Genomic DNA, 25,933 nt, shown 5'->3' with positions numbered 1-25,933 from the left:
TTGAAAGCGATTCAGGCCCCCCATCGGCTTCCCGATCACTCGCCTAATGTGACGAATCGTCGGTTTGATGCCGCACAGCGGGGCAGAGGGATCTGTGAAAGGCGGTGATTTCAATGGACGAGAGGATCCGCAGGTACTTCATCGGTGCCTCGCTGGTGGGACTGCTGGCCGGGGCTCTGGCCGGCTTCGCGTCGGGAGAGGTCTTCGGCGCCCTGGTGGGCGCGGGAATCGGCTTCGCCCTGGCTGCCGGCAGCGTCCTGTACTGGAGTGAGCACGGTGGCGCGCGTCGCGGCAGGCCGGCAGGTGAGGTTCCGTCGGTCCGCCGGGACCGGCGCCTCGTCGGGACGGGCCGGGTGCCCGCCCAGCGGACCGGCTCCGGTCGGCCCCACCTGCGTCACTGACCTGCCGAGCGGCCGTACCGTACGCCTTCGCCGCTCGCCGCACACGGCTCTCCAGGCCGTGTGCGGCGAGCGCGTCAGGGGCGCGTGACGGCTCGGGTCGTCACCGCGTCGCGCGCCCCCGAGACACCGCGCGTCCCGGACCGTGGGTCTCACCGCGCATCGGTACCCCTGTCTCGCGCGGTGGCCAGCCGGGTCTCGGCCTGGGCCAGCAGGGTGTCCAGTACGACCGGATAGGCGCTGAGGTTCATGCGGTCGGCCAGCAGGTGCGCGGTGGCGGCGATGTGCGGATGGGTCCCGGCGGGCAGTCGGGCGTAGGTCGAGGTCCAGACTTCCTCGTCGGCCTCCCTGACCTCGTCCTTGATGGCGAGTGCGCCCGCGTCCAGGGCGGCGAAGGCCAGCGCCAGGTCGATGAAGGCGTGGTACACGCCGACGGCCTCCGCGTCCTCGAAGCCCGCCCCGCGCAGGATGCCGAGGATCGTCTCGTCGACCGCGATCTCGCGGGGCCGGCCGGTGACCCGGCTGGCGGTGAGCAGCGCGGCGTGGGGGTGGGCGAGGTACGAGGCGTGAATGGCGAGGCCCAGGGCGCGCAGGTCGGCGCGCCACTTCCCGGTGGGCGTCCAGCTGTCCAGGGCCCTGCCCATCAGCTCCTCGCCGATGGCCCGGGTCAGTCCGTCCAGGCCGGCGAAGTAGCGGTACAGCGTGCTCGGGTCGGCGCCCAGGGCGGCACCCAGGCGGCGGGCGGTCAGCCCGGACGCTCCGTGCTCGTGCAGCATCCGCAGGGCCGTCCGCACGATCAGCCGCTCCGACAGGACGGTGCCCTGCCGGGTCGGCCGCCGCCGGCGCCGTTCCGCCTCCGGAACCACCTTCTTGGGCACCGTGTCACCGCCTCGCGCTCCTTATGCCAACGCCGTAGACCTTAACAAGCCGCCTCGTGTTCCATCAGGTCACCTCCCGGGGCTCCCGCCCGGGGAACCGTCTCAACGAAGTGGTGTGTGACATGCGCGTACTCCTCGTCGGTGCGGGCGGTGTCGGAACCGCCGTCACCCGTATCGCAGCCCGTCGCGGCTTCCTGGCCCACATGGTCGTCGCCGACTACGACCTCGCCCGTGCCGAGGCGGCCGTCGCCGCGCTCGACGACCCCGGCGGCCGTTTCAGCCCGTGCCGTCTGGACGCCTCCGACGAGGAGGCGGTACGGCGTCTCCTCGTCGCGCGGCGCTGCGACGTCCTGCTCAACGCGACCGACCCGCGCTTCGTGATGCCGCTGTTCAACGCGGCGCTCGCCGCGGGCACGCACTATCTGGACATGGCGATGTCGCTGTCCGTGCCGCACCCGGCCGCCCCGTACGAGCAGTGCGGGGTGAAGCTCGGCGACGAGCAGTTCGCCCGCGCCGGGGACTGGCAGGATGCCGGCCGTCTCGCCCTGGTCGGGATGGGAGTGGAGCCGGGTCTGTCGGATGTCTTCGCCCGCTACGCCGCCGACGAGCTGTTCGACGAGATCGAGGAGCTCGGGGTCCGCGACGGCGCGAATCTCACCGTCGAGGGCTACGACTTCGCGCCGTCCTTCAGTATCTGGACGACCATCGAGGAGTGCCTCAACCCGCCCGTGGTCTACGAGAAGGACCGCGGCTGGTTCACCACGGCGCCGTTCAGCGAGCCGGAGGTCTTCGACTTCCCCGCGGGCATCGGCCCGGTGGAGTGCGTGAACGTCGAGCACGAGGAGGTGCTGCTGATGCCCCGCTGGGTGGACGCGCGCCGGGTGACGTTCAAGTACGGTCTGGGCGACGACTTCATCGCCAAACTCCAGACCCTCCACGCGCTGGGGCTCGACTCCACGGCGAAGGTCGCCGTCCCCGGCGCGGACGGACCGGTCGAGGTCTCCCCGCGCGACGTGGTCGCCGCCTGCCTGCCCGACCCCGCCACGCTCGGCGACCGGATGAAGGGCAAGACCTGCGCGGGCACGTGGGTCAAGGGCACCAAGGACGGCGCCGCGCGCGAGGTGTACCTGTACCACGTCGTCGACAACGAGTGGTCGATGCGCGAGTACGGCTCCCAGGCCGTGGTCTGGCAGACGGCCGTCAACCCGGTGATCGCCCTCGAACTGATCGCGAGCGGCGCGTGGCAGGGCACCGGTGTCCTCGGCCCCGAGGCGCTCCCGCCCCGGCCCTTCCTCGATCTGCTGATCGAGTACGGGACTCCGTGGGGGCTGCGCGAGGAGCGCTGACCCGGTCGTCGGCGTCCCCGCGGCCGGACCCGCCACCCCAGCCGCCGTCGCGCGCCGGCCCGGGAACCCCTCCGGGTAAAGGGAGTTGAAGCTTCCCCGGGAGTGTTGAACGATGATTCAATTCTTGCCGTGCCAGGAGGGTTCCCGGCACGGCAGCCCCACCGGAACGCGGAGGACCCTGCGGTGAACCTGACATGGATGCTGGAGGCGTCGGCCCGCGGTTGCGGTGAGAAGCCGGCCCTCGTCTCCGACTCGGGGTCGATGACGTACGCCGAGTTGCTCGCGGCCTCGAAGCGCGCCGCCGCCGTGCTGCGGGAGCGCGGGGTGCGGCCGGGCGATCGCGTGGGGGTGATGACGTACAACACCCCCGCCTTCGCCGTGGCGGCCTTCGGAATCTGGCGGGCCGGGGCGGCACTGGTGCCGGTCAATCACAAGTTGACCGCGCACGAACTGGCGTATGTCGCAGGGCATGCGAAGCTGCGGGTCGCCGTCGTCTCGGAGGAGCTGGCCGGGCGCGTGCGCGAGGGCGCCCCCGAGGCCGATGTCCTCATCACGGACGACGCCGGTGGCGGCGAGTTCGACCGGCTGGTCGCCGGAGCACCGGAATGGGAGGGTGCGGAGGTCGGTCCCGAGGCCGTCGCGCAGGTGCTGTACACCTCCGGGACGACCGGCGCGCCCAAGGGCTGCCTGCACTCGCACCGCGGGCTGTCCGCCGTGCCCGCGTACACCACGGCGGCCGCGGGGCTGCGCCGCGAGGACCGGTTCCTGCTGGCCATGCCGATCTGGCACGCCTCGCCGCTGAACAACTGGTTCCTGTCGATGATCTACCTGGGCGGCACCGTCGTCCTGCTGAAGGAGTACGAGCCGCTCGCCTTCCTGGAGGCCGTGCGCAGGCACCGGGTCACCGCCTTCTTCGGCGCCCCCATCGCCTACCTCGCCCCGCTGAAGGCGCTGCCCGCTGCGGGGGCCGACCTGTCCGGCTTCGATCTGTCGAGCGTGCGGCTGTGGGCCTACGGCGGGGCGTCGCTGGGCGCCGAGACGGTACGGACGCTGGAGGCGGCGTACGGCCCGGACCGTTTCTGCCAGGTGTACGGGATGAGCGAGATGGGGCCGGTGGGTGCGGTGCTCCGCCCGCAGGAGCAGCTCGCCAAGGCGGGGTCGATCGGGGCGGGCGGCATGCCGGGCGTGGACATCCGCGTGGTCAGGGACGACGGCGCGGACGCCGGGGCCGGCGAGACCGGGGAGCTGTGGCTGCGCTCGGGGACCCGGATGCTGGGGTATCTCGACGATCCGGAAGCGACCGAGCGTGCCTTCGCGGGCGACTGGTACCGGTCCGGGGATCTCGCGCGGGTGGACGAGGACGGCTACCTGTTCATCGTCGGCCGGATCAAGGACGTGGTCATCACCGGCGGGGAGAACGTCTACGCGCCCGAGGTGGAGGAGGCGATCCTGCGGTATCCGGCGATCCGGGACGCCGCCGTCGTCGGGCGGACGCACCCCGACTGGGGCGAGACCGTCGTCGCCGTGGTCGAGGCCGACGCGGCGGTGACGCTGGAGGAGTTGCGCGGCTTTCTCGCCACCCGGCTGGCGAAGTACAAGATTCCCCGGGAGCTGGTGGTGGTGCCGTCGCTGCCGCGCACGCCCTCCGGCAAGGTGCAGAAGCACATCCTGCGCGAGCAGGTGCGGACCGGCTCCTGACCCGCCCGGTGCCGCGGGGCCGGCCGCCGGTCGCCCGGCCGGCCCCGCGGTGTCTCAGTCCTCCTGCTTGCCCGCCCGTACGATCGTCCCCTGCGCGACGGCGACCAAGCGCTCCTCCCCCTGCTCCGAGACGACGTAGACCGAGCACTGGCACACGGCCTGACGCCGGGTCGTGACGGTCGCCTCGGCGCGTGCGACGACGAACTCGCCCACGGCGGGCCGCACATAGTTGATCTTGTATTCGGCGGTGAGCGCGTCACCGCCCAGGGCGAGTCCGCCCGCGAAGGTCAGCGCGTTGTCGGCCAGGTAGCTGAGCACCCCCCCGTGCACGAAGCCGTGCTGCTGCTGGATCTCGGGCCGGTTGGCGACGCGGATCTCGGCCGAGTCGGGTCCCGCGGAGGTGAGTTCAGCGCCCAGGAACATGCTGAACGGCTGGGCCTTGAAGATGCTCTGTGCGAAAGCGGCGTGGTCCATGGTCATGCGTGCCGTCCTGATGCTCGGGGGGTGGTGGGGGTGTCCGCGTCCGGGTCGGTCAGCCGTTCGTCGATGTTCTGCTGGAACATCGCGAGCAGGCCCTCCGCCAGGCCGAGTACGTGGTGGTCGCTGCCCCCGTGGAGCAGATGCCGCTGCACGTTCTCGGCGATGGCGAAGTCCTCCTGGTCGAAGACCGTGTCATTGGTGAACTCGAAGCGCTTGGCGAGCGCGCTCTGTCCGGCGGACCCGGCGAAGTCGCCGTCGCGGTAGAGCATCTCGTGGGTCCAGATCGTGCGGTTGGCGGCCAGGGGCCAGAAGGTGTTGATGGACACGTAGTCGGGATGCAGGATGAAGAAGGTGTTGGGGAAGAGTGTGTAGTACACCGAGGCGTAGTCCAGGACGCGCCACTCCTCCTGCGGCTTCAGGGCCGTCTCGCCGATGTTGGTGCGCGCCGCGGACAGCCGGATGTGCGGTCCGTCCTCGTCGTGCGCGATCACGCCCTTCTTGAAGGCGAAGGCGAGGGTGTCCCGGTGCAGATACGGGACGTGATAGCCCTCCAGATACGTCTTGATCAGCAGCTTCCAGTTGGCCTCCTTGATCACCTTGGTCTTCTTGTACCGGACGAGCGAGGCCACGTCGAAGTTCACCAGGTCGTCGTGGAACGTCCCGAGGAACCCGGGGATGTCGAGCGTCTCGCCGGGGGTGCGGCCGACCCAGATCAGGCCGCCCGACTCCGCGGCGGGCAGTTCCACCAGGCCGTAGTCGCAGGTCTTGACGCCGGGGAAGTCGTGCGCCCGGGTGATGCCCTTCAGGGTGCCGTCGAGGCCGTAGACCCAGCCGTGGAAGGGGCAGATGAAGTTCTGCACCGTTCCCGTCGGCTGGTCGGCGAGGCGGGCTCCGCGGTGGCGGCACTGGTTGTAGAAGGCGCGGACCCGGCCGTCCTCTCCCCTGACGACGACATAGGGGAACCGGTCCCAGTCGCTGGTGAGGTAGGCCCCGGGTTCGCCGAGCGCCGAGGCGTGCCCCGCGACCAGCGGGTAGTGCGAGAAGGCCGAGGCGATCTCCCGCTCCAGGAGCGCCTCGTCGGTGTACTTGCTGACCGGGATCGTGACGACCTCGTCCAGCATCTTCTCGTCACGGCGCGTCTCGCGCAGCGCGAGAAGACGCTCGATCATTGTCACTTGTTCACTGTGCCGCATGGGGTCCCCGTCGCCGTTCAAGCTCTGAATGCTCGTTCAATTAATGCTACGAAAGGTTACGGGGGCGAGGCAATGGGACTTCCGGAGGAGGGGGCGTTCAGGAGGGTGCGCGGCCGAGGGCCCGGAGGCAGAAGTCGCGGATCTCGGCGACCAGTCGCGCGTCCGGTACCTCCGTCTTCTGCGCGACCTCCGGTGAGAGCCTGCCGACCAGCGCCTCGGAGATGGCGCCGATGACGGCGCCGGCCGCCACCGCCGCGTTCTGCCGGGCGAACCGCCCGGCCGCGACGCCGTCCCGGATGACGCCCTCGCACAGCTGCGCGTACTCCCGCCGGTACACCAGCCGTTCGCGTTCCACCACCGGCGAGACCGGTTCGAAGAGCAGGGACCACGCCAGCCGCCGGCCGCGCAGGGCACGCCCCGTGAACGTGTCCGCGAACGCCCTGAGCCGGGCCTCGGGGTCCCCGGGCGCGGCGTCCACCGCGGCGCGCACGGCGTCCAGTTCACGCCCCGCGGCCCGCCGGAAGACCTGTGCCAGCAGTTCGTCCCTGCTGCCGAAGTACGAGTAGAGCGAGCCCGCGCTCACTCCGCACGCGCCGGCCACCGCGGCCACCTTCGCCCCGGCGAAGCCCTCCTGTGCCACCAACGCGTGCGCGGCACGCACGAACGCCTCTTCCTTCGTCTGCGCGTGCCGCTTCGTGCGTTCCGTACGCCGATACACCATGGCGGGAGCTGGGCCTTCCGTGTCGCTGCCGGGAGGCACCAGTGAACCAGGAAACCCCTGGGGGGTGTGGGGCGGACCCCGCGTCACCGCGCGCGGTTCAGGCCGGTCCGACGCACGCCGTCCGCTGGACGTCGAGGAGCCATGCGGCGCACGCGGGCGTGCCGAGCAGGTCGGAGTGGCCGCCCGGGAAGATGCGGCGGCTGAACGGGCCGGTCGTGGTGTGCTGCCACGCGGCGATCGTGTCGTCCGTGGTCAGCGGGTCCTCGGCACCCCGAGCGGCCAGCACCGGGCAGTGCAGACCGGGAACGGCCGCGGGGTCGAACCGCCGGAGCAGGGCCAGGTCCTGGGCGGCCGTCTCGGCGACCGCGGCGCGCCAGTCGTCCGACGGTGCCCCGGCCAGGGCGCCGGGGTCCGCCCGGTCCAGGAAGGCCGCCGCCCCGTCCGGACCGGCCGCGGCCGCTGCCGGCACCCGCAGCCGGGCGGGGCCGGCGGCGCCCACCGCCACCAGCGCGGTGACCTCCGTACCGGCCGCACGCAGCCGGGCGGCGGTGGCGTAGGCGACGTACGCGCCGTAGCTGTGACCGAACAGCAGGACCCGGGCGGCGCGCCGGCGCCGGATCTGGTCGGCGCAGGCGCCCGTCACCGCGTCGAAGGAATCGGCCGGGACGCCGAAGTCCCGGCCGGGCCGTCCCGGATAGCGCACCGCCAAGGACGCCCGGCCCAGTTCCTTCGTCAGCGGGCGGAACTCGGTGCCGAAAGAGCCGGCGCCGGGGAAGAACACGGTAGTGACGTCGTCCATGGTTCTGGCCTTCCGTGGCTGTGGGTTCGCCGTCGTGCTCACCGGTCCGCGCTCTCGTATTCGGGTTCGACCCTCGACGGGCGCCGCCGGGCGAGGGCGGCGGTGGCCAGCCAGACGGCGGCGAACAACGCCCAGCACCACCACATCGGCGGGCCGGCGAGCGCGGTCACCGCGACCACCGTGACCGCGCAGAGCACGGCGACCGCGCGGGGCGCGCCGGGCCCGGCCAGCTTCGAGTACGAGGCCGCTCCCAGCCCGTAGAGCACGAAGTAGATCCCGCCGGAGAGCACGAAGAGCAGCTGGAAGGACATGACGCCCGTGGAGCCCAGGAGCGCGATCAGGGTCAGGACGGCGCCGACCGCCACCACGGAGGTCACCGGGTTGCCGTCCCGGGTGCGTACCCGGGCCAGCGGGCCGGGCAGGTAGCCGCTGCGCGCCATGCCGTAGACCAGCCGGGACAGGGCGAGTACGGAAGCGCACACGTTCGCGGCGATGGCGGCGACGACCAGCGCCAGCGTCACCGGCCGGCCCAGCTCCCCGAGCGAGCGCTCCGCCAGCCGGAGCAGCGGCGCCTGGTCCAGGGCCTTGTCACCGGGGTCCACCGCGCTGAACAGGCCGAGCAGCACCAGGCCGTACAGGGCGACCACGATGACGTAGGAGGCGGCGAAAATGCGCGGGATGGCGTCCGGGCGTTTGTGCTCCTCGAAGGTGAAGGCCACGGTCTCCCAGCCGGTGAAGGCGACGTAGACGGCCGTGAGGACGCCGCCCAGTTTGCCCAGCGGCGGTACCGCGGTGCCCGGCGCGCGCACCCCGTGCACCCCGAGCGCGACCAGGGCCGTGCAGGTGATCAGGGCGAACAGGGCGAGCACCAGGGTGACCTGGACCTTCCCGGAGACGTTGGTGCCCAGGCAGCCGATCAGGGTGGCGGCGGCGAGGACGGCGACCGGGAAGAGCCAGGCCAGGCTCGGCAGTCCGGAGAACTGGGCGACGTAGCGGCCGCCGGTGATGGCGGTCGCCGGGATGCCGGCGACCAGCGCGAGGGTGGCCAGCAGTCCGGCGGAGCGCCCGACCGGCCGCCCGAAGGCCACCTCCGAGTAGTGGGCGACCCCGGAGGCCGACGGGTGGCGGCGGCCCAGCCAGGCGTAGCAGTACAGCAGCGGGATGACCGACACGGCGGCGACGGCCCAGGGCAGCCACGCGGAGCGGCCCAGCTCCTGGTAGCTGGTGCCGGGCAGGATCATCATCCCGCTGCCCAGGATGGTGGAGAGCGCGAGGAAGGTGCCGACGGCGCCGCCCAGCGACTTCTGGAGTCCGCTCATGCCGCCTCCTTCTCGGCCGCGACGGTGGCGAGCACGCCGGTGAGGGCGCGATCGAGGGCGGGGGCCCAGGACGGGTCCGGACTGTGCCCGCCGGGGACGACCGTCAGGTGGAACTCCCCCGCCACCCGTCCGGCCCAGGCGGCGCAGCGTTCGGGCGGGATGAACCGGTCGTCCCGGCCGCACAGCACATGCAGGTCGGTGAGGCGGTCGGCGGGGTCCAGGCGGTCGGCCAGGCGGTCGGCCACCACGGTGTCGCCGCGCAGGCCGGTGGCGATCTCCGCCAGCATGTTCTCGTCGTCGAGCACCTCCTGGGGAAAGCCGTCGTGGGCGAGGATCCGGGCGATCTCGGGATCGGGCAGTCGTGACATCGTCGGTATGCGTCCTGAGGAGTCGGGGCAGGGCGTATTGATCACCAGTGCCCCGATCGGGCGGCTGCCTCGCATGCCGAGGGCCGGGAGCAGACGGATGGCGGACAGTCCGCCCATGGAGTGTCCGGCGAGGACGACGCGGCGGGCGGCGCCGCGGTCCGCCGCGCGCCGCACCGCCTCGACGCTCCGCCGCTCCCAGTCCCCCGAGTCGAGGTCGGTCACGGACTCGGCGTTCGGCAGGGCCAGCACGGTCAGCCCCAGCCGGGCGGCGGCGTCGCTCATCAGGGTGAGCGGGGCGCCGCCGCCCCCGGCGGCCGGGAAGCAGACGCACAGGTCCCGGCCCGCGGCGGCCGGGCTCACTGGTGGAACTCCTTGGCGTCGACCACCTCCACCTGGAGCTCGGTCAGTCCGAGCATGAAGTTGGAGCGCAGCTTGCGCGGCTCCTCCAGCACCGCGAACGCCTTGTCCCAGGCCGCCAGTTCCTCTACGAACGTCTGGATCTCCAGGGTGGCCGCGGGGGCGCCGACGCAGCGGTGCACCCCGGCTCCGAAGGCGAGCTGCTTGTTGTCGGCGCGGTCGATCAGGAACTCGTCGGGGCGGTCGAAGACCTCGGGGTCCCGGTTGGCCGACATGTTCCACAGGGTGACGAAGCTGCCCGCGGGGATGACATGGCCGCCGACGTGGAAGTCCTCCACGGCGAGCCGCTGCACGTAGCTGTTGGTGGAGGTCCAGCGCAGGAACTCCTGGGTGGCCACGTCGCAGCCGGTGTCGCCGTCGGCCACCGTGCGCCACTGGTCGCGGTGCCCGTCGATGGTGTGGACGGTCAGGCTCGCGGTGTGCGGGGTGGTCTCGTTGCCGCCGACGGCGACGTTAAGCCCGTTGAGCACCGCCACGTCGCGGGGCATGGTGCCGTCGGCGACGCACCGGGCGAGGAAGCCGATCATGTCGTCGGCCTGTCCGGAGTCGAGCCGCTGCCCGATCAGCTCGTCGATGAACTCCAGGACGTCCAGCTGGGCGTCCACGAGCGCGTCGAGCGGGGAGGTGCCGGCGTACACCTCGTCCCGGTAGCCGATCATGGTGCGGGTGTCCTCCAGGAGCTTGGCGGCGTCCTCGGCGCCGATGCCGAACAGCACCTCCAGGACGCCCTTGGGCAGCTCCGGGGCGACGACGCTGCCGAAGTCGAGCCGGTCGCCGACCGACAGCTCGCCGAGCGTGTCGCGGAGGTTGCGGCGCACCGTGCGGCCGACCTTGGCGAGCATGTCCCGGCTGAAGCCGCTCGTCTTGATCGGCTTGCGGATGCCGGTGTGGGCGGGCTGGTCCGTGACGATGAGCATGCGGCCCGAGGCCGAGTCCTTCTGCGGCAGATACGAGCCGTCGACCATCGTCCCGTACGACGAGCTGAGCCGCTGGTGATCGACGTAGGCCGCGTAGATGTCGGCGTACCGGGTCAGCGCGTGGAACTCGTAGCCGTCCTCCCGGCGGTGCACGGACACCGGGTGGTGTGCGCGCAGGTCGGCCAGGTACGCCCACGGGTCGCCGTCGGCGAAGAACTCCGGCGAGTACAGCGGGCTGTCCTCAACGACGTGCATGCGGGCCTCCGATCAGGCCGGCGATGCGCGCCGGGGTGCGGCCCTCGAAGAAGACGTGTCCGGGGACCTTGACCCCGGTGCGCTCCTTCAGCAGGGCGCGGCAGCGCAGCACGGCCAGCGAGTCGACGCCGGCGGCGAATATGTCGGTGTCGTCGGCGAGTTCGCGGTCGAGTACGGTGCGTACGCAGTCGGTGATGGCAGCTGGTGAGATGTCTGTCATGTCTCCTCGGCCCTGTCTGTCGTTCGGTAGTGGTCCATCAAGGCGGGGGCGTCGACCTTGCCGCCGGCCCGGACCGGATAGCGGTCCACCAGGCGGACGCCGATCGCGGGTGAGAAGCCCTGGACGACGGTCTCGATCCGCGACCGGGCGGCCGGGTCCCCGAGCGTGGCCCGGTCGGTCCGGACGAAGGCCACGGTGTGCCGTTCCTGCTGGACGACCCGGCAGTCGCGCACCCGGGGCAGGGCGGTGACCCGCTGTTCCAGGTCGGCCGTGTCGACCCGCATCCCGTTGACCTTGACCCCGCCGTCCAGCCGCCCGGCGAACACGAGGTCGCCGTCGCCGTCGACGCGCACCAGGTCCCCGGTGTCGTACGACGGCACGCCGTCCGCGTCGCGGAACCGGCGGGTCATGACGCCCCCGTCGATGTAGCCCAGGCAGACGGACGGTCCGTGTACGACCAGTTCGCGGACGTCGGGCGGCCCGTCCTGCGGTGGGCGCAGCAGTTGCCGGCACCCGTCCAGCGGCCGGCCGATGGGTACGGCCGGTGCGTCGAGGTCGGCGGGAAGGCGGTAGTGGTGGGTGGCGAAGGTGGCCTCGGTCGGCCCGTACAGGTTGACGAGGCGCCGGTGCAGGCCCGCCTCCTTCGCCTGCCGGTACGTCGACATCCGGAACTGCTCGCCGCCGCTGAACAGGCGGGGGACGTCGGCGACGGCCTCGGGCAGCACCTCGACGACCGTGGCGAGCACCGCGGCCGGCAGCAGCAGCCGGCCGATGCCGTACGTCCGTGTGAGGCCGGGCCAGGCGAAGACGTCGTCGTTGACGTGGGGCAGGCAGATCACACGCCCGCCCGCGGCCACCGTGCGCCAGGTGTCGAACCACCAGCCGTCGTAGGTCGGGGTGGCGAAGCCGCCGGCCGTGAGCCGGCCGGATGCGGGTACGTCCAGGTCACGGCAGCCGAACAGCGCCAGCAGGTTGCCGCGGGTGACCGCGACGGCCTTGCGGGTGCCGGTGCTGCCGGAGGTGTAGTTGACGGCGACGACCTCGGCGGGGAGCCGGTCCGGGGGCAGCCGCTCGTCCGGGCGCCCGGCGGGCTCGACGGACGGGTGCGGGCCCGCCGACACGGTGAGGGTGAGGTCGGGCCGGACGCGGTCGAGGTCCGGCTCGGTGAGGGTGTGGTCGTCGGCGACGGCCACGGAGCCGGCGCGCCAGACGCCCAGCTGTCCCGCGAAGCAGCCGAGCCGGTCCCGCGAGCGTACGACGACCACCCGGGCCGGGCCCTCGGCGCGGACGGCGGCCTCCACCGCCGCGGCGAGCCGGTCGACGTCCGCCCAGCTGTACTCGGTGCCGTCCTCGACCCACACGGTGTCCGCGGCGGACCATCGCGGGCCGTGCAGCAGCTCGTGCCAGGTGTCCGTCATGACCGCAGTCCCAACTCGTCGATGATCGCGCTGATGCTGATCAGGCTCAGCCGGACGTCCCACTTGTCGGGGTGGGGTCGGCGGCCAGGGCGGTCAGCGCGTCGGGGCGGAAGACGCCGGTGGCCGCGACCAGGTCCCGCCAGCGCGCCATGGTCGGCTCGTCGGCCGTGTCGGCGAGTCCGTAGGCCGTGAAGCCCTGTTTGGCGCGGTGCAGGACGCGTTCGGGCACGATGCCGGCGTAAGCCTCCTTCAGGCACGCCTTGCCCTCGAAGTCGGCCACCTTGCGCTCGTCGGAGATGCCGAGGGCCAGCTCGACGACGGGTTCCCCGAGGAAGGGGTAGCGGCCCTCCACGGAGTTCGCCATGAGCATCATGTCGCCGTGGTCGCCGAGGAGATGTCCGCTCAGCTGCACGTACACGTCGGCGACCGAACGCAGTTGCATCGGGGTCAGCGCGGCGGTCTCCCGGTCGTCGAACGGGATGAGCCGGTCCCGCCAGTACTCCCGGCCGGGCAGTTCCCGCAGCGCCTGCGGGGCGAGGCACAGCTCCCGCCGGCGGGCGGTGCGGGCGGGGTCGGTCTCCCAGGAGAAGTCGGCCCTCCCCCACGCCTGTTCGTTCTCGGCGTGCGGCTCGGGCGGTTTTCTGCGGGCGCCGTCGAACGCGTAGGAGTCGTAGCCGAAGAACAGCTCGTCGGCGCCCTCGCCGGAGATCACGCCCTTGAGTCCGGTGCGCCGGACCTTCCGGGCGAGCATCAGGGCCGCGACGTTGTAGGTCTCCCGCTGCGGATAGCAGCAGTGGCGCACCATGTCCTCGAACTCGGCGGCGACATGGGCCGGGGTGCAGCGCACCTGGTGGTGCTCGCTGCCCACGGCCTCGGCGACCTCGCGCTGGAAGCGTCCCTCGTCGAGCGCGGCGTCGTCGAAGAGCACGGAGTACGTACGGGTGGGTTTCCCGCGGGCGCGGGCGGCCTCCAGCACGAGCGTGCTGGAGTCGAAGCCGCCGCTGAGGTAGGCGCCGATCTCGACGTCCGCGCGCAGCCGGTCCGCCACCGAGCGTTCCACGGCCGCGCGGATCTCCTCCCCGGTGACGGGGCGGTCGGCCGGTTCGAAGTCCCCGTACCGCCAGTAGCGCACGGTCTCGGGCTCCCCCTCGCCGAAGCGGACCACGCAGCCGGGGGGCACGGCGCGCACGTCCTCGACCAGGGTCCGCGGCGCCACGATGTTGCCGAGCGCCAGGTACTGGTCGACCGCGCCGAGGTCGAGCCGCCAGGCACGCGGCACGCTGCGCACCAGCGACTTCAGTTCGGAGCAGAAGTGCACCTGGGTGCCGAGCACGGCGTAGAAGAGGGGGCAGATACCGAAGCGGTCCCGGCCCAGGTAGAGGGTGTCGTCGGCCCGGTCGTGGATGACGGTGGCGAACTGGCCGTCGACACGGGCCAGTCCGGCGGGCCCGTAGCGGGCGAACAGTTCGGGCAGTACGGCGACGTCGAGCCGGTTGTCGGGCGGGGCGCCGCCGAGCAGGGCGCGCAGTTCGGCGGTGTTGTAGATCTCGCCGTTCGTCAGGGCCGTGTACCGGCCGCTCGGGTCCTCGGCCGGCTGCCAGCCGTCCTTCAGCGCGGTCATCCCGAGCCGGCCGAGCTTGGCGGAGAGGGTGGGTGTGTCCAGGGAGTAGGTCTCGTCCGGTCCGCGGTGCACCAGCCTGGTGTGCATCGCGGCGGCGACGGACCGGTCCAGGGTCTTGTCCGGGGCGTAGGTCCCGCACAGGCCGCACATCGTGTCACACGCTCCGTTCCCGCAGCCGGTCGGCGAGGACCCGCAGGTCCTCCGCCCGGAGCACGTCGCGGACGCCGGCGTCGGTCCAGCCGAGCTTCTTCATGCCGGTCACCAGGACGACGGCCGAGGCGGAGTCGCCGCCCAGCTCGAAGAAGTTGTCCTCCAGCCGCGCGTCCCGCACGCCGGTGAGCGTGCGTACGAGGTGCAGCAGTTGGTCGTCCGGGCCGTCGGGGGCGTCCTCGGGGGCGGTGCGGGCGTGCCGCCGGGTGCGCAGGGCGTCCCGGTCGATCTTGCCGTTGGGGGTGCTGGGGAAGACGTCGACGCGCTCCAGCACGGACGGGATCTTGTACGGGTCGAGGAGGCCGTCGAGGTGCCCGCGCAGGGTGCGCGGGTCGGCGCTGCCCTGGTAGTAGCAGACGAGGGTGTCGGCGGCGGGGTCGTCGGCGGGGTGGGCCTCGGCCGCGTCGGTGGGGGCTTCGGCTGTGTCGGTACGGGCCTCGGACACGTCGGTGTGGGCCTCGGCCACGACCACGGCCTCCCGCACATCCGGGTGGCGGCACACCGCGGCCTCGATCTCGCCGGGGTCGAGCCGGTAGCCGCGCACCTTCACCTGACGGTCCAGCCGCTCCACGAAGTACAGCCGCCCGTCGCGGAGTTCGACGATGTCACCGGTGGCGTAGCCGCCCGTCCCGGCGGGTCCGGGCAGCGGGGTGACGCCCTCCTCGGTGAGGTAGCCGGCGGCCACGGAGGCGCCGGTGACGACCAGTTCGCCCTGCCGGACGCCGGGCCCGATCGCTCCCGTACGGGGGTCGCGCAGGAGGTACGCGCAATCGCCCACGAGTTCGCCCAGCGGCACGGCGTCCCGGCACTCGTCCGGGTCGAGGGCGTCGCTGAGCAGGTTGCAGACGGTGGTCTCGGTCAGGCCGTAGGCGTTGTGGAAGCTCGCCGCCTTGGACCAGGCGCGGACCACGGCCGGGCGGCACGGGCCGCCCCCGTTGACGACGTGCTCCAGGCGCATCCCGTCGGTGGGTTCGGTGACCGTCAGGGCGAACGGTGTCGTCTTGAGGTGGGTGATCCCGAACCGTTCGAGGGTGTCGGCGAGGACGGCGCCCGGCGCGAGACGCTTCTCGTCCACGACGACGAGGCAGGCGCCGGCGGTGAGCGTCCACAGGATCTCGGTGAGGCAGCCGTCGAAGGTGAGGCGGGCGAACTGGAGGGTGCGACTGCCCGGTCCGATCGACAGCCGGGTGATGTGGTCGCGGACGACCGGGGCGAGCGGGGCGGACCGGACGAGGACGCACTTGGGGGTGCCGGTGGAGCCCGAAGTCTGGATCGCGTATCCGATCTCGCCGTCCGCGAAGGGCAGCCGGCGCGGCTCGGCCGGGCCGGCCGCGGTGCGCCAGGCGGCGGGCAGTTCGGTGAGTTCCACGTCGCCGTCGTCGGCGCCGTCGTCACCACCCGGGCCGCGGGCCAGCAGCCGGACGCCCATGAGGCCGGTCTTGGCGGTGTTGGAGGCGTCGCTGTCCCGCTCGTCGACGAAGACGAACGGCCGCCGTGCCTTCAGCGCGCCGATCAGGGCGACGATCGCCGCCGCGCCACGGGTGCCGAGCACCGCGACGCATTCGTCCGGGCGGGTCCGCTGCCGTAACCGGTGGGCGAACTCGTCGGTCCGGCCGCCCAGTTCGCGGTAGGTCAGGACGGAACTCACGGTGCGCAGCGCCTCGTCGTCCGGATGCTCCCGCACGGCGCGGTCGAATCCGTCGAGCACCGCTGGTGCTGTGGCTGTCATGTCACCCTCCTTCGCTGTGGACTGCCGGGAACCGTGCCTCGTGGCGGCCCGCCCCTTGCTGCCGGACGGGATGGGTGAGCGTGCCGACGTCCTGCACGACCGCCTGCACCGTGTCCCCGGCGCCGATGACCGCAGCTCCGGGGGTACCGGTGCAGATGACGGTGCCGGCCTCGAGGGTGCGTCCCGCGCTGAAGTACTCCACCAGGCGGTCCAGGCCGAACTTCATGTCGGCGGGGGTGGCGGCGGCGATCGTCTCTCCGTTGCGGACGGTGGCGATGCGCAGGGCGGTGAGGTCGTCGTCGTCGAACTCGTCGAGTGTGACCAGGAGGGGGCCGACACTGCAGAAGGTGTCGAACCCCTTGGCCCAGGGGATGTGCCGGGGGTTCTCGCGGATGACGTCCTCGGCCGTCATGTCGAGGACGGCGGTGACGCCCGCCACGACGGAACGCCAGTCGGCGCGGTCGACGTCCTTGCAGGCGGTCTTGATGACCAGGCCGAGTTCGGCCTCCGCGGTGACCCGCCGGGACTGCCGGGGCAGTTCGATGTGGTCGCCGTTGCCGATCAGGCAGTTGGCGGGACGCAGATAGGAGCCGGGCCCGGAGCGGGGCTGCTCGGACTCCAGGTCCTCGGAGTGGCGCCGGTAGTTGAGGCCGGCGCCCCAGATGTCGGCTCCGGGGTCGACGACCGTGGGGGCGAGATCGAGGTCGGGTGGTGCGGGGAGGTGGGCATCCGCGTTCCGTTCGAGGGCGCGGGCCAGCTCCGGTGACTCGGTCTCGCCGAGCAGGTCGCCGATCCGGGTCGTGTCGGCGTAGCCGGGTATGTCGGACAGGTCGAACCACTGGTCGCGGTGGTGGACGGCGATGCCGTGGTCACCGGTGGACGTGCCGGTCCTGGTGATTCTCATGGTGGTCTCCCGTGGGTGGGCGTACCGGGTCGCGGTCCGCCGGCCGGCCGGGTTCCTGCTTCCGGTTCCGGTCGATCCGGGCGGGCGCGTCCCACTCGTCCTTCGCTCGTTCGCGTGCCTCGCCCGTCGTTCCGGGCGCGGCGGGCGGGCGGCCGAGGAGATGGAATGCCGCCCGCGCCGCCGCGGACTTTCGGTGGCCGGGCAGGGTGAGGTCTCTCCGCGCGGGGATGTGTCCGGTGGACGGTGCCATGGCCGTGCCGGCGCCTCGGCGCGGCTCGCGGTGCGGTCAGGCGTTGATGCGCCTGGCGGCGGTGCGGAAATCGGCCTTGCGCGGGCTGTGATCGGCGATCTGTACGGCCGTCTCCATCACCCGCGCCGGCTCGGTGTGATATTCCTCGGCCAATTCCTCCACCAGCGGGAAATAGCCCGAGTGGATCCCGATCACCGCGCCGAGTACCTGCATCGTGCGGTCCTCGGGGATGGGAATCATGTTTTCCCGGCAGTACTCGGCGAGTTTGGCGAGTTCCTGGTAGTCGAAGAGATCGCTACCCAGCATTTTGACGACACCGGCCAGTGCTTCGATGGCGGCGTTGCCGGATCCGCGGCCGATGCCGTCGAGGGTGGCGTCGACGACGGTGGCACCCGCCTGCATGGCGGTGATGCTGTTGATGTTGGCCATGCCGAGGTTGTCGTGTCCGTGGAAGCCGACGACCGGGAAGTACTTCCGTACCGCGCTCACATAGGTCTGCACGTCGGCGGGGAGCATCGCGCCGTAGGAGTCCACCACGTAGACGCCCGCGATCTCCGGGGTCACCCCGTCGAGCAGCTGGACGAGCTCGCGCACCGGTGTGGCGCTGGACTTCATCAGGTTCAGGTAGACCTGGTCGCACAGTTCGGTGGCGCGCCGCAGGTAGTCGAGGTGCTCCGGTACCCGGTCGGGCTCCATGCCGACCCGGATGAAGGACATCCCCCGGGCGCTCATCTCGGCGATGGTGTCCAGGCGGGTGAACTCCGGCTGGGCGAACATGCCCCAGGGCTTGCGGGTCAGGGCGGAGCGGGCGAGGTCGGCCCAGCGGTAGTGGTCGATGTTGCACGGCTTGATGCCGCTGCGTTCGGCCTCCAGACCGATCCCGTGGCCCACCTCCACCTTGGCGACCGGTATGTCGTCAAGCCGGGTGAGCAGGTGAGTCACGAACTCTTCGTCGAGCTGGAAGTCGACGGCGTAGGAGCCGTCGCGCAGAGTGCAGTCGAGCAACTCGATGACCGGCGCTTCTTCGGGCCGGCCGCCCGCTAACCACATGGCGTTCTCCTTGTTTTCGACAGCGCGGGTTACGCCCTCGGAAAGGGCGGGTGAATCGGGGAATCAGCGGTGACGGAATACGGGGACTCGGTATCCCCTCGTGGTGTGCCGTGAGTTACGGGTTTCCCAACCCCGCTTGCCGTAGACACCGATACAGGCTTTGACTGGATAACGCGCCTATTGCCCCGGCGAATTGGCTCGGGGCAATTGCCCGTCCACCGGGGCCGTGGGCGGCGGTGCCGGCCGTCCTGACTGGTCGGGCCCGGATCGCGGGACCCGGTTCCGTCGGGCCGACGGACGGCACGCCCGCGGGCTTCGGTACGCCGGCCGCGGCGTCGGGGCATGGATTCCGGTCGAGATGGCGCGCTCCCCCGGCTGCCCCCTTGACGACCGGCGCCCTATCGGTCGCGACTCGGTCCGGCACCGGGGCGCACGCGGTGCGCGTCGGTGAGGGGTCCGGGCCGCTTCCGGTGCCCGCCGGTGAGGGGCCGGGCCGCTTGAGGGTGACGGCGAGGGCGTACGGGGAGCGGACGGCACGCCGACGCCCCGTTGCGGGCGGGGCGACATCGACACCCGCGAGGCGCGTTCGCCCCAGCGAAGGGTGAGGCTCCTGGTCTCGCCGTCGACCATCTCGGGGTCCGCCTCGGCGCCGAACTGACCGCGGCCGACCGTGCGGGTGGCACAGGTCCTCGGCGGCCCGGGCACTCCACAGGTCCCGGGCGTCCAGCCGAGGGCCGCGCCCCGGTGCTGCTGGGGCACGGTTCCTGCTGGGGCACGGCGAGAGTGGAAGGGTCCTGGGATGCCTCGTCCGCCGCGAAGAACGAAGGGCCGCTCGGCGGTGTGTTCCCGTCCCGTACGGAAGCCGGTCGCCGGGCAGGTACGGCACCGACAGCCGGGAGGCCGCCCGCCTACTCCAGGCGGTCCTACTCCATGTCCCACTCATCCAGCAGGTCGAAGAGGTGCCGGTCGCCTTCGAGCTTCAGGGAGTCCAGCGGGATGCGACCGTAGAAGGCCAGGACCAGGTCGCTCGCCGTACCCCGGACGGAGACGTCGACCGGCTCCGAGTCCTCGCCGGCAGCAGGGCCGGATTCGGGCAGACGGAAGGCCCGCGAACCGTCGACGGAGAGCGACTGGCGCCAGGAGCCGCCCTCGGTGGCGTGATAGTCGACGACGGCGGCCTTGTGCGGCCAAGCGACCGTCGTGGTGCAGCAGGTGAACAGGAAGTCCTCGACCCCATCAAGCGCCACCTCCTCCGGCAGCGGCTCCGGGGCGCCCACGGCGAGCTGGGCGTCATAGGTGTGCATCGCGACTTCCTGGAGCTGGTGCCGGGCGACGGCGCCGCAGGTCCGCGGCGACTGCGACGCGCCCCACCACGTCCAGCAACCGCGCTCCGGGCCGGCCTCCCGCAACGCGTCGAGCATCTGCCGCGTCGACTCGGCCAGCCAGGCGAGCAGGGCCTCGCGCTCCTGCGGTGCGGCCAGGCCCTCCCCCGCCGACTTGCCCGAGGCGTCCGGCCCAGCCGCGACCGTGGCGGCCCAGGCGCGCCGCCCGCCGCCCAGATGGTGGACCAGGTCGAGCAGCGTCCACTCGGGGCAGGTCGGCACCCGCACATCGAGGCTGGGCGCGGAGGCGACCGCGGCCCGGAAGGCGGCCGACCGCTCGTCGATCAGGCGCAGCAGCTCAGGGAAGTCCAAGGTCTTGGTCACCCGGGTTTCCTATCACCGTGCGGCGGAGACGTGACAGCGATTTTTGCGGGCCGGCCCTCCACCTTTGCGGCGCGACGATCTGGATCAAGGACCGCACCAGAGCTGCCGCTTGTTCACGACCGCCCGGTACCGGTCCTGCGTGGCGACGGCCTGCCCGGACCGGAGCAGTCCGCCCACCTTGAGGGCAGCCCCGGCCGAGCGAGTGGCCGGAACGGCACACCTCCGACATTGCCGCCGCCAATCCTCGGCGGCAGCAACGCCCCCCCCCTCCCCCACGCCGCCGCAACTGGACGACACCACGGACCAGACCTCTTCACGACAGGGGCGACCGTTCCACCAGTGGCCCGGCCGTCGAGGCGCTGCCCCCGCTCCCCGTCGCCTCACCCCACCTCCCGACCCTCGATTTCGATGGCCCGCACACTTAATTTTCGCCAGAGTATTGACCTTTCATTCATTCGAACCCATTCTGCATGGACATATTCAGCCAGTGGTTGTATCCGCGGAAGAGGTCATCCCTATGGCAGGCATGGTCGAACAACGCTCGATCGACGTGGTCCCCGACGCCGAACGGCACGGCAACGCGTTCAGTCAGTTCACGCTCTGGCTGGGCGCCAACCTGCAGATCACCGCGGTCGTGACCGGGGCGCTCGCCGTCGTCTTCGGCGGCGGGGTCCTCTGGTCGCTCGTCGGCCTGCTGCTCGGCAATCTGCTCGGCGGCGCGGTCATGGCCCTGCACTCCGCCCAGGGGCCCCGGCTCGGGCTCCCGCAGATGATCTCCAGCAGGGCCCAGTTCGGCGTCCGGGGCGCCGTCGTCCCGCTGGCTCTGGTCATCGTCATGTACGTCGGCTTCTTCGCCAGCGGCAGCGTGCTGGCCGGCGAGGCCGTCGGCCGGCTCACGCACCTCGGCGACACCACGGGCATCGTGATCTTCGCCCTGGTCACCGCGGTCACCACGGCCGTCGGCTACCGGCTCATCCACACCCTGGGCCGAACGGCCGGCATCGTGTGCGCGCTCGCCTTCGTCTACCTCGGGATCCGCCTGCTGGAGCGCGCCGACCTGACCTCCCTCCTGGCCGACCACTCCTTCCACCTGCCGCTGTTCCTCCTCGCCGTCTCCCTCTCGGCGTCCTGGCAGCTGGCCTTCGGCCCGTACGTCGCCGACTACTCGCGCTATCTGCCTCGTGACACCTCTCCCCGCGCCACCTTCTGGTGGACCCTCGGCGGCTCGGCCCTGGGGTCCCAGTGGTCAATGACCTTCGGCGTCCTCGTGGCGGCGACGGCCGGCGGCGCCTTCCTCGACAACCAGGTCGGCTACGTCGTCGGGCTGGGCGGTACCGGCCTGATCGCCTCGTTCCTGTACTTCGTCATCGCCCTCGGCAAGTTGACGGTCAACGTGCTCAACACCTACGGCGGCTTCATGTCACTGGTGACCGGCATCGGCGGCTTCCGCGAGCAGCGCACGATCTCCCCGCGTGTCCGCACCCTCTACATCGCCGGAATCATGGTCGCGGGAACCGCGATCGCCCTCGTGGGCAAGGACAGCTTCCTGACCTCCTTCAAGGACTTCCTGCTCTTCCTGCTCACGGCCTTCACCCCCTGGTCGGCGATCAACCTGGTGGACTACTACCTGATCGCCAAGGAGCGTTACGACCTGCCCGCGCTGAGCGACCCGCACGGCCGCTACGGCGCCTGGCGCATCCGCGCCCTCGTCGTCTACGGCATCGGCCTCCTGGCCCAACTGCCGTTCCTGGCCACCAGCTTCTACACCGGTCCGCTGGTCGCCCCGCTCGGCGGCACGGACATCTCCTGGATCGTGGGCCTGCTGGTCCCGGCCGCCCTCTACTGGCTCGTGGCCCGCCGGGACACCGGACACGTGCCGGACCGCATGATCCTCTCCGCCGGGCCGGGCGCCTCGACCCCGGCGGCCAATCGCATCCCTCGTGTGAGCGAACGCTGACCGGACAGAATTCACCGACCGGGAGCAAAGAGTTGACTCTGCGTCACCGGATGGAAATCCTGGTAAACGCACCCAGATTCATCTTCCATGCACATGGGGGAAAGATGTCTCGAACGACTCATATCCGGCGGGCTGTCTGTGTGGCGGCCGCCGCCGCGCTCACGGGATTCGGACTTGTCGGCACGGCGGAGGCCAACGCGTCCCGTCCCGTCCACCAGGCCGTGCCCCACTGGTACATGACGCCCAACCCCGGCAACGACTGCGAGCTCAACATCCGCGCCTCCGCGAGCCCCAGCGGCAAAAAAGTCGGTCATCTGTCGAGCTGCAGCCAGGGCGCCTGGTGCTGGTCCCAGAAGTCGGACTGCGGTGCGACGGTCAAGGGCGGTTCCTACACCTGCCGATACGCCGACGGAAGCGGCGGGCTGCGCAGCAGCGAATGGGCACGCGTCGCCGACAAGGACGGCAAGCTCGCCTACGTGGCCAGGTGGTGCGGCTTCGCTCAGGAGCTGTAGGACCCGGGGCGGGCGGATGCCGTCAGGATGCCGTACGGTGGTCGGCGTCGAGGTGAAGCGTCGGAACGCCTCGATGCCGGCTCCGGCTCCATGGCGCGTAGTCCTACGTGATGGAGCTTTCCCATGTCTCACTCCGACCATAGGCCCACCCTCGTCATGGGCGCCCGCGGCAGCATCGGGGCGTACGTGCTCAGCGCTCTGCGTGAGCGGGGCCTGCCGGTACGCGCCTCGGCCCGCACGCTGCAGCCGGGGCAATTCCCGGCGGATGTCGAGGTGTTCACCGCAGACCTGAGCGACCCGGCCGGCCTGCGCACCGCGTTCGCCGGTGTGCGTCAGGTCTTCCTCTACGCCCATCACGACGGCACGGACGGTGTGATCGCCGCCGCACGGGCCGCCGGGGTGGAGAAGCTCGTGCTGCTGTCCTCGGGCAGCGTGATCCACCCGACGTCGGTGGGCAACACCATCACCGAGGAGCACCGCGCGATCGAGAACGCGTTCGCGGCGGCGGCCGATCCGACCGTGGTGCCGGTGCGGCCGCTCGTGCTGGCGGCCAACGCGCTCAACTGGGCCTGGCCGATCAAGGCCGGCAACGCCGTGGCGCTGTACAAGCCCGATGCCCTGACCGCTCCGATCCACGAGCGCGACATCGCCGCGGTCGCCGTCGCGGCGCTGACGGGAGACACCTCGCCGCAGGTGAGCGGCCTGCTGACCGGCCCGGTTCGGCTGAGCCAGCGCGACCAGGTCGCCATGATCGCGGCCGCCACCGGCAAGGACATCACCGTCACCGAGCTCTCCCGCCGGCAGGCCGCGGACCAGTTCGCGCGGTTCATGCCCGCCGATCAGGCCGAGGCGGTGCTGCGGTTCCTCGACGACGCCGGGGCCGGCAACTCGCCCGCCACCGACACCGTCGCCCGGGTCACCGGCCGCCCGGCGACCGGGTTCGACATCTGGGCGGCGGACCACGCCGCCGACTTCTGACACCCGCCCGGCTCCAGCCGCGATCCGGAGTGCGGGAGACGGGTCGAGGGGACGCCTCACGCACGTTCCGGCCGGACCGATCGCCGGCCCGGCCGGAGCACGCTCCCTCGTCGCCGGTAGCGTGCCCGTCACGCGGCGGCCAGGCTCAGGCTGCGCCAAGGCCCCGTGATCTCAGCGCGTGGCCGGGCGCTTGTCCCTGACGACCTGTGCGGTGGCCTACCGCTGTGCCTCGGGATAGGCCGCGGTCGCGCGGATCTCGACGAGGAGTCCGGGGCTGGCGAGGCCGCTGACCCCGATGATCGTCCAGGTCGGGTAGGGCGCTTGGACGAGCCGCCGCTTGGCCTCGACGAAGCCGGGCAGATGGCTGCGGATATCGACGTGGTAGCTGGTGACGTCGACGAGGGCGGACATGTCGAGGTTCTCCAGCCGGAGGATCTCCTCGATCTTCCCGAGGGCGATCTCGGTCTGCTCCTCGATGGTGTCCGGGATGGTTCCGTCGGCGCGGCGACCGATCGTCCCGGCGATGAACAAGAGGCCCTGCGCGCGGACCGCGGCGGAGTAGCCGAAGCCGGCGAAGGCGCTGGTGGTCTCTCCGAAGACCGGGTTGTCCTCGGGGATGTCGATGGTGCGGACCGTCATGGTGCTGCGTCCTTCTCTTTGTCGATGGGTCGTCGAGGTCGTGGAAGCGGGGGAAGTGGTGGAGGCCGTGGAGGTGGTGGCGGCCGGGACGCCGGTGGCGTCAACTGCCCCAGCGGGACTCGCGGCAGGAGTGCTCCAGCCGGGTCCGGCCGAAGCTCTCGCGCTCACGGAGCAATTCGCCGGGAACCGTGTGCCGAGGCGCGTTCCGCGGGTCTTTCGCGGCCTGCGCCACGATCGCGTCGGTGAGCGAACGGACCATGTCCAGCCGTGGATAGGCCGCGTGCACGACCTCGGCCTGCTCGTCGGTGACGGCGTCGAGGTGATCGGCGTTCCCCGGCCCGCCGAAGTCGATGGCCACCCCCTCGCGAACGAGCGCGCACAGCGTGCCGCGGCGTTCCGCGATGCCCGGGGAGGTGTGCAGGGCGATGGCCTGCCAGACCTGGTCGGCGTCGGCCTCGGACACGGCGTGCTCGATCAGGAACGAGGCGGCCCGGTCGGCGCCTTCCACCTCGAACCGCTGGCGGTGCGGCCCGTCCGACGCCACGCCGAGGTCGTGCATCGCGCACCCGGCGAACAACAGGTCGTCGTCGTAGTCACGGTCGGCGGCCAGACCGCGCCGGCCGGCGAGCAGCCGGGCGAACAGGTAGCTGCGGATGCTGTGGTGGAAGACGGACGGTGTCTCCACCGATCGGATGAGCCCGATGACGGCGTCGGCAAGTGGCGTGCCGGGCAACGAGATCGGGTCGGCGGTCGCCGCGTAGGTAGGTCCGGTCATGCCTTCAGCCTGGCCGCGACGGCCACGACCTGGCGAGCGGCAAAATTTCCTTGCTTCGCTAGAATCTTGCCATGACAGTCCATCACGTCGCGGTCCTGGCGCTGGACGGGGTCACCCCCCTCGATCTGGCGATCCCGACGCAGATCTTCACCGCCCGGCCGGAAACCACCTATGAGACGACCCTGTGCGCGCTGGACGCGAAGGTGCGGACCACCGCGGGCTTCGCTCTCCTCGCCGACGGAGACCTGGAGCGGGTGCGCACCGCCGACACCGTGATCGTGCCGGGATTCGAACCGCTCGTCCCGTTGCCGGACACCGTGCTCGGCGTACTGGCCGAAGCCCGCGACCGGGGCAGGCGCGTGGTGTCGATCTGCACGGGCGCCTTCGCGCTGGCCGCGGCGGGGGTCCTGGACGGGCTGCACGCCACGACCCACTGGAAGCACATCGACGACTTCGCGCGGGAGTTCCCGGCCGTCACGGTCGACCGGGACGTGCTCTACGTCGACGAGGGCGACGTGCTCACCTCGGCCGGGGTGTGCTGCGGTATCGACCTGTGCCTGCACATCGTGCGCCGCGACCTCGGCGCGGAGGTGGCGAACCAGATCGCCCGCGGTCTGGTCGCCGCCCCGCACCGGGACGGCGGGCAGGCGCAGTACGTGCCGGCCCCCGTCGCGGTGGCCGGTGAGGCGTCGCTCTCCGGTACCCGCGGCTGGGCCCTGCACCGGCTCGGCGAGCCGCTCACACTGCGCGTTCTCGCCCGGCACGCGGGGCTCTCGCAGCGCACCTTCATGCGCCGGTTCACCGAGGAGACGGGCACGACCCCGTTGCAGTGGCTGCTCGGCGCCCGGCTCGGCAGGGCGCGGGAACTGCTGGAGTCCACGGACCGGTCGGTGGACCAGGTGGCGCGGGACTGCGGACTGGGTACGGCGGCCAATCTGCGGCTGCACTTCCGGCGCACCCTGGACACAACCCCCACCGCCTACCGCCGCGCCTTCACGCGCGTGGCCTCGCGGGGCCCGGCCGACTCACCGGTGCTCCCCCCGCAGCGCTCCCGCGCCGGCGACGCCGCTGCCGTCCGGTGACGGTACTCTCGCGCACACCAATCCGGTCGGCCGCCGGCCTCGGATCAGATGTGTGAGGGATCGACGCGCGGGAGGATCCCGCGGAACGGGGAT

At 71.7% G+C, this 25,933-nt stretch carries 24 protein-coding genes; 7 read left to right on the top strand and 17 right to left on the bottom strand.

Annotated features, from left to right (window positions below; translation table 11 throughout):
- Positions 1-113 precede the first annotated feature (113 nt).
- Positions 114-401 carry a hypothetical protein gene (locus GHR20_RS35395; RefSeq protein WP_146609843.1) on the top strand — a complete coding sequence of 96 codons (288 nt, stop codon included), beginning with the start codon at positions 114-116 and terminating at the stop codon, positions 399-401.
- A 149-nt stretch (positions 402-550) separates the two neighbouring features.
- Here GHR20_RS35395 and GHR20_RS35390 read toward each other — a convergent pair whose 3' ends face one another.
- On the bottom strand, positions 551-1,276 hold the full coding sequence (locus tag GHR20_RS35390; protein WP_153815592.1) for a TetR/AcrR family transcriptional regulator: 726 nt from the start codon (positions 1,274-1,276) through the stop codon (positions 551-553).
- Positions 1,277-1,398: 122 nt separating this feature from the next.
- Between GHR20_RS35390 and GHR20_RS35385 the strand changes: the two genes are divergently transcribed.
- Both GHR20_RS35385 and GHR20_RS35380 read left to right on the top strand, forming a co-directional pair.
- Positions 1,399-2,622 carry a saccharopine dehydrogenase C-terminal domain-containing protein gene (locus tag GHR20_RS35385; RefSeq protein WP_153815591.1) on the top strand — a complete coding sequence of 408 codons (1,224 nt, stop codon included), beginning with the start codon at positions 1,399-1,401 and terminating at the stop codon, positions 2,620-2,622.
- A 183-nt stretch (positions 2,623-2,805) separates the two neighbouring features.
- The gene (locus tag GHR20_RS35380; RefSeq protein ID WP_153815590.1) at positions 2,806-4,320 is read left to right on the top strand and encodes an AMP-binding protein; all 1,515 of its coding nucleotides are present in this window, start codon (positions 2,806-2,808) and stop codon (positions 4,318-4,320) included.
- Positions 4,321-4,374: 54 nt separating this feature from the next.
- Here the strand turns inward: GHR20_RS35380 and GHR20_RS35375 are convergent, their stop codons facing one another.
- The 14 genes from GHR20_RS35375 to GHR20_RS35310 form a co-directional block, all read right to left on the bottom strand.
- Positions 4,375-4,800, bottom strand: a complete 426-nt coding sequence (locus tag GHR20_RS35375; protein ID WP_111587159.1) for a PaaI family thioesterase — start codon at positions 4,798-4,800, stop codon at positions 4,375-4,377.
- Positions 4,797-5,969, bottom strand: a complete 1,173-nt coding sequence (locus GHR20_RS35370) for an SRPBCC family protein (protein WP_208446860.1) — start codon at positions 5,967-5,969, stop codon at positions 4,797-4,799. The genes GHR20_RS35375 and GHR20_RS35370 overlap by 4 nt, the downstream gene beginning before the upstream one ends.
- 121 nt (positions 5,970-6,090) lie before the next feature.
- A complete protein-coding gene (locus GHR20_RS35365) occupies positions 6,091-6,714 on the bottom strand; it encodes a TetR/AcrR family transcriptional regulator (RefSeq protein ID WP_153815589.1) in 624 nt (207 codons plus the stop codon).
- A 97-nt stretch (positions 6,715-6,811) separates the two neighbouring features.
- Entirely contained in the window at positions 6,812-7,513 is a 702-nt protein-coding gene (locus GHR20_RS35360; protein WP_153815588.1) for an alpha/beta fold hydrolase, read from the bottom strand.
- Positions 7,514-7,551: 38 nt separating this feature from the next.
- Positions 7,552-8,832 carry an APC family permease gene (locus GHR20_RS35355; RefSeq protein WP_153815587.1) on the bottom strand — a complete coding sequence of 427 codons (1,281 nt, stop codon included), beginning with the start codon at positions 8,830-8,832 and terminating at the stop codon, positions 7,552-7,554.
- Positions 8,829-9,560: an alpha/beta fold hydrolase gene (locus GHR20_RS35350; protein ID WP_153815586.1), complete on the bottom strand. Its 732-nt coding sequence runs from the start codon at positions 9,558-9,560 to the stop codon at positions 8,829-8,831. Before GHR20_RS35350 ends, GHR20_RS35355 begins: the two co-directional genes overlap by 4 nt.
- The gene (locus GHR20_RS35345; RefSeq protein ID WP_153815585.1) at positions 9,557-10,789 is read right to left on the bottom strand and encodes a cytochrome P450; all 1,233 of its coding nucleotides are present in this window, start codon (positions 10,787-10,789) and stop codon (positions 9,557-9,559) included. The genes GHR20_RS35350 and GHR20_RS35345 overlap by 4 nt, the downstream gene beginning before the upstream one ends.
- On the bottom strand, positions 10,776-11,009 hold the full coding sequence (locus GHR20_RS35340) for an acyl carrier protein (protein ID WP_111587165.1): 234 nt from the start codon (positions 11,007-11,009) through the stop codon (positions 10,776-10,778). The genes GHR20_RS35345 and GHR20_RS35340 overlap by 14 nt, the downstream gene beginning before the upstream one ends.
- A complete protein-coding gene (locus GHR20_RS35335; protein ID WP_153815584.1) occupies positions 11,006-12,427 on the bottom strand; it encodes an AMP-binding protein in 1,422 nt (473 codons plus the stop codon). The genes GHR20_RS35340 and GHR20_RS35335 overlap by 4 nt, the downstream gene beginning before the upstream one ends.
- Before the next feature lie 46 nt (positions 12,428-12,473).
- The gene (asnB, locus tag GHR20_RS35330) at positions 12,474-14,198 is read right to left on the bottom strand and encodes an asparagine synthase (glutamine-hydrolyzing) (RefSeq protein ID WP_208446859.1); all 1,725 of its coding nucleotides are present in this window, start codon (positions 14,196-14,198) and stop codon (positions 12,474-12,476) included.
- 4 nt (positions 14,199-14,202) lie between these two features.
- Positions 14,203-15,987, bottom strand: coding sequence for a non-ribosomal peptide synthetase (locus tag GHR20_RS35325; RefSeq protein ID WP_153815583.1), 1,785 nt, complete (start codon positions 15,985-15,987; stop codon positions 14,203-14,205).
- Between the two features lies 1 nt (position 15,988).
- Positions 15,989-16,891, bottom strand: a complete 903-nt coding sequence (locus GHR20_RS35320; protein WP_148025177.1) for a fumarylacetoacetate hydrolase family protein — start codon at positions 16,889-16,891, stop codon at positions 15,989-15,991.
- Between the two features lie 286 nt (positions 16,892-17,177).
- Positions 17,178-18,191, bottom strand: coding sequence for a hypothetical protein (locus GHR20_RS35315; protein ID WP_111587170.1), 1,014 nt, complete (start codon positions 18,189-18,191; stop codon positions 17,178-17,180).
- Positions 18,192-19,114: 923 nt separating this feature from the next.
- Entirely contained in the window at positions 19,115-19,897 is a 783-nt protein-coding gene (locus tag GHR20_RS35310; protein WP_153815582.1) for a maleylpyruvate isomerase family mycothiol-dependent enzyme, read from the bottom strand.
- Positions 19,898-20,414: 517 nt separating this feature from the next.
- Here GHR20_RS35310 and GHR20_RS35305 point away from each other — a divergent pair.
- The 3 genes from GHR20_RS35305 (at position 20,415) to GHR20_RS35295 (ending at position 23,344) form a co-directional block, all read left to right on the top strand.
- A complete protein-coding gene (locus GHR20_RS35305) occupies positions 20,415-21,854 on the top strand; it encodes a cytosine permease (RefSeq protein WP_153815581.1) in 1,440 nt (479 codons plus the stop codon).
- Positions 21,855-21,958: 104 nt separating this feature from the next.
- A complete protein-coding gene (locus GHR20_RS35300) occupies positions 21,959-22,366 on the top strand; it encodes a hypothetical protein (RefSeq protein ID WP_153815580.1) in 408 nt (135 codons plus the stop codon).
- Between the two features lie 123 nt (positions 22,367-22,489).
- The gene (locus GHR20_RS35295) at positions 22,490-23,344 is read left to right on the top strand and encodes an NAD(P)H-binding protein (RefSeq protein ID WP_153815579.1); all 855 of its coding nucleotides are present in this window, start codon (positions 22,490-22,492) and stop codon (positions 23,342-23,344) included.
- Positions 23,345-23,560: 216 nt separating this feature from the next.
- On the opposite strand, the gene GHR20_RS35290 is transcribed toward GHR20_RS35295, so the two are convergent.
- Positions 23,561-23,983: a RidA family protein gene (locus tag GHR20_RS35290; RefSeq protein WP_153815578.1), complete on the bottom strand. Its 423-nt coding sequence runs from the start codon at positions 23,981-23,983 to the stop codon at positions 23,561-23,563.
- 100 nt (positions 23,984-24,083) lie between these two features.
- Positions 24,084-24,758, bottom strand: a complete 675-nt coding sequence (locus GHR20_RS35285) for an HD domain-containing protein (protein ID WP_111582990.1) — start codon at positions 24,756-24,758, stop codon at positions 24,084-24,086.
- Positions 24,759-24,829: 71 nt separating this feature from the next.
- On the opposite strand from GHR20_RS35285, the gene GHR20_RS35280 reads away from it, so the two are divergent.
- A complete protein-coding gene (locus GHR20_RS35280) occupies positions 24,830-25,840 on the top strand; it encodes a helix-turn-helix domain-containing protein (RefSeq protein WP_153815577.1) in 1,011 nt (336 codons plus the stop codon).
- Positions 25,841-25,933: the final 93 nt, after the last annotated feature.

It is taken from the genome of Streptomyces sp. SUK 48, from assembly GCF_009650765.1.
Classification (GTDB): domain Bacteria; phylum Actinomycetota; class Actinomycetes; order Streptomycetales; family Streptomycetaceae; genus Streptomyces.
The sequence above is the reverse complement of the archived record's forward strand: the minus strand, read 5'-3'. Positions and strand labels throughout refer to the sequence as shown.

What these genes read in the sequence shown, in the direction of transcription:
- GHR20_RS35335 (WP_153815584.1), bottom strand. Translation starts at nt 12,427, where the DNA reads ATGACGGACACCTGGCACGAGCTGCTGCACGGCCCGCGATGGTCCGCC.
- GHR20_RS35355 (WP_153815587.1), bottom strand. Translation starts at nt 8,832, where the DNA reads ATGAGCGGACTCCAGAAGTCGCTGGGCGGCGCCGTCGGCACCTTCCTC.
- GHR20_RS35395 (WP_146609843.1), top strand. Translation starts at nt 114, where the DNA reads ATGGACGAGAGGATCCGCAGGTACTTCATCGGTGCCTCGCTGGTGGGA.
- GHR20_RS35300 (WP_153815580.1), top strand. Translation starts at nt 21,959, where the DNA reads ATGTCTCGAACGACTCATATCCGGCGGGCTGTCTGTGTGGCGGCCGCC.
- GHR20_RS35365 (WP_153815589.1), bottom strand. Translation starts at nt 6,714, where the DNA reads ATGGTGTATCGGCGTACGGAACGCACGAAGCGGCACGCGCAGACGAAG.
- asnB (WP_208446859.1), bottom strand. Translation starts at nt 14,198, where the DNA reads ATGTGCGGCCTGTGCGGGACCTACGCCCCGGACAAGACCCTGGACCGG.
- GHR20_RS35370 (WP_208446860.1), bottom strand. Translation starts at nt 5,969, where the DNA reads ATGATCGAGCGTCTTCTCGCGCTGCGCGAGACGCGCCGTGACGAGAAG.
- GHR20_RS35295 (WP_153815579.1), top strand. Translation starts at nt 22,490, where the DNA reads ATGTCTCACTCCGACCATAGGCCCACCCTCGTCATGGGCGCCCGCGGC.
- GHR20_RS35280 (WP_153815577.1), top strand. Translation starts at nt 24,830, where the DNA reads ATGACAGTCCATCACGTCGCGGTCCTGGCGCTGGACGGGGTCACCCCC.
- GHR20_RS35325 (WP_153815583.1), bottom strand. Translation starts at nt 15,987, where the DNA reads ATGACAGCCACAGCACCAGCGGTGCTCGACGGATTCGACCGCGCCGTG.
- GHR20_RS35375 (WP_111587159.1), bottom strand. Translation starts at nt 4,800, where the DNA reads ATGACCATGGACCACGCCGCTTTCGCACAGAGCATCTTCAAGGCCCAG.
- GHR20_RS35360 (WP_153815588.1), bottom strand. Translation starts at nt 7,513, where the DNA reads ATGGACGACGTCACTACCGTGTTCTTCCCCGGCGCCGGCTCTTTCGGC.
- GHR20_RS35305 (WP_153815581.1), top strand. Translation starts at nt 20,415, where the DNA reads ATGGCAGGCATGGTCGAACAACGCTCGATCGACGTGGTCCCCGACGCC.
- GHR20_RS35345 (WP_153815585.1), bottom strand. Translation starts at nt 10,789, where the DNA reads ATGCACGTCGTTGAGGACAGCCCGCTGTACTCGCCGGAGTTCTTCGCC.
- GHR20_RS35285 (WP_111582990.1), bottom strand. Translation starts at nt 24,758, where the DNA reads ATGACCGGACCTACCTACGCGGCGACCGCCGACCCGATCTCGTTGCCC.
- GHR20_RS35320 (WP_148025177.1), bottom strand. Translation starts at nt 16,891, where the DNA reads ATGAGAATCACCAGGACCGGCACGTCCACCGGTGACCACGGCATCGCC.
- GHR20_RS35385 (WP_153815591.1), top strand. Translation starts at nt 1,399, where the DNA reads ATGCGCGTACTCCTCGTCGGTGCGGGCGGTGTCGGAACCGCCGTCACC.
- GHR20_RS35290 (WP_153815578.1), bottom strand. Translation starts at nt 23,983, where the DNA reads ATGACGGTCCGCACCATCGACATCCCCGAGGACAACCCGGTCTTCGGA.
- GHR20_RS35340 (WP_111587165.1), bottom strand. Translation starts at nt 11,009, where the DNA reads ATGACAGACATCTCACCAGCTGCCATCACCGACTGCGTACGCACCGTA.
- GHR20_RS35315 (WP_111587170.1), bottom strand. Translation starts at nt 18,191, where the DNA reads ATGTGGTTAGCGGGCGGCCGGCCCGAAGAAGCGCCGGTCATCGAGTTG.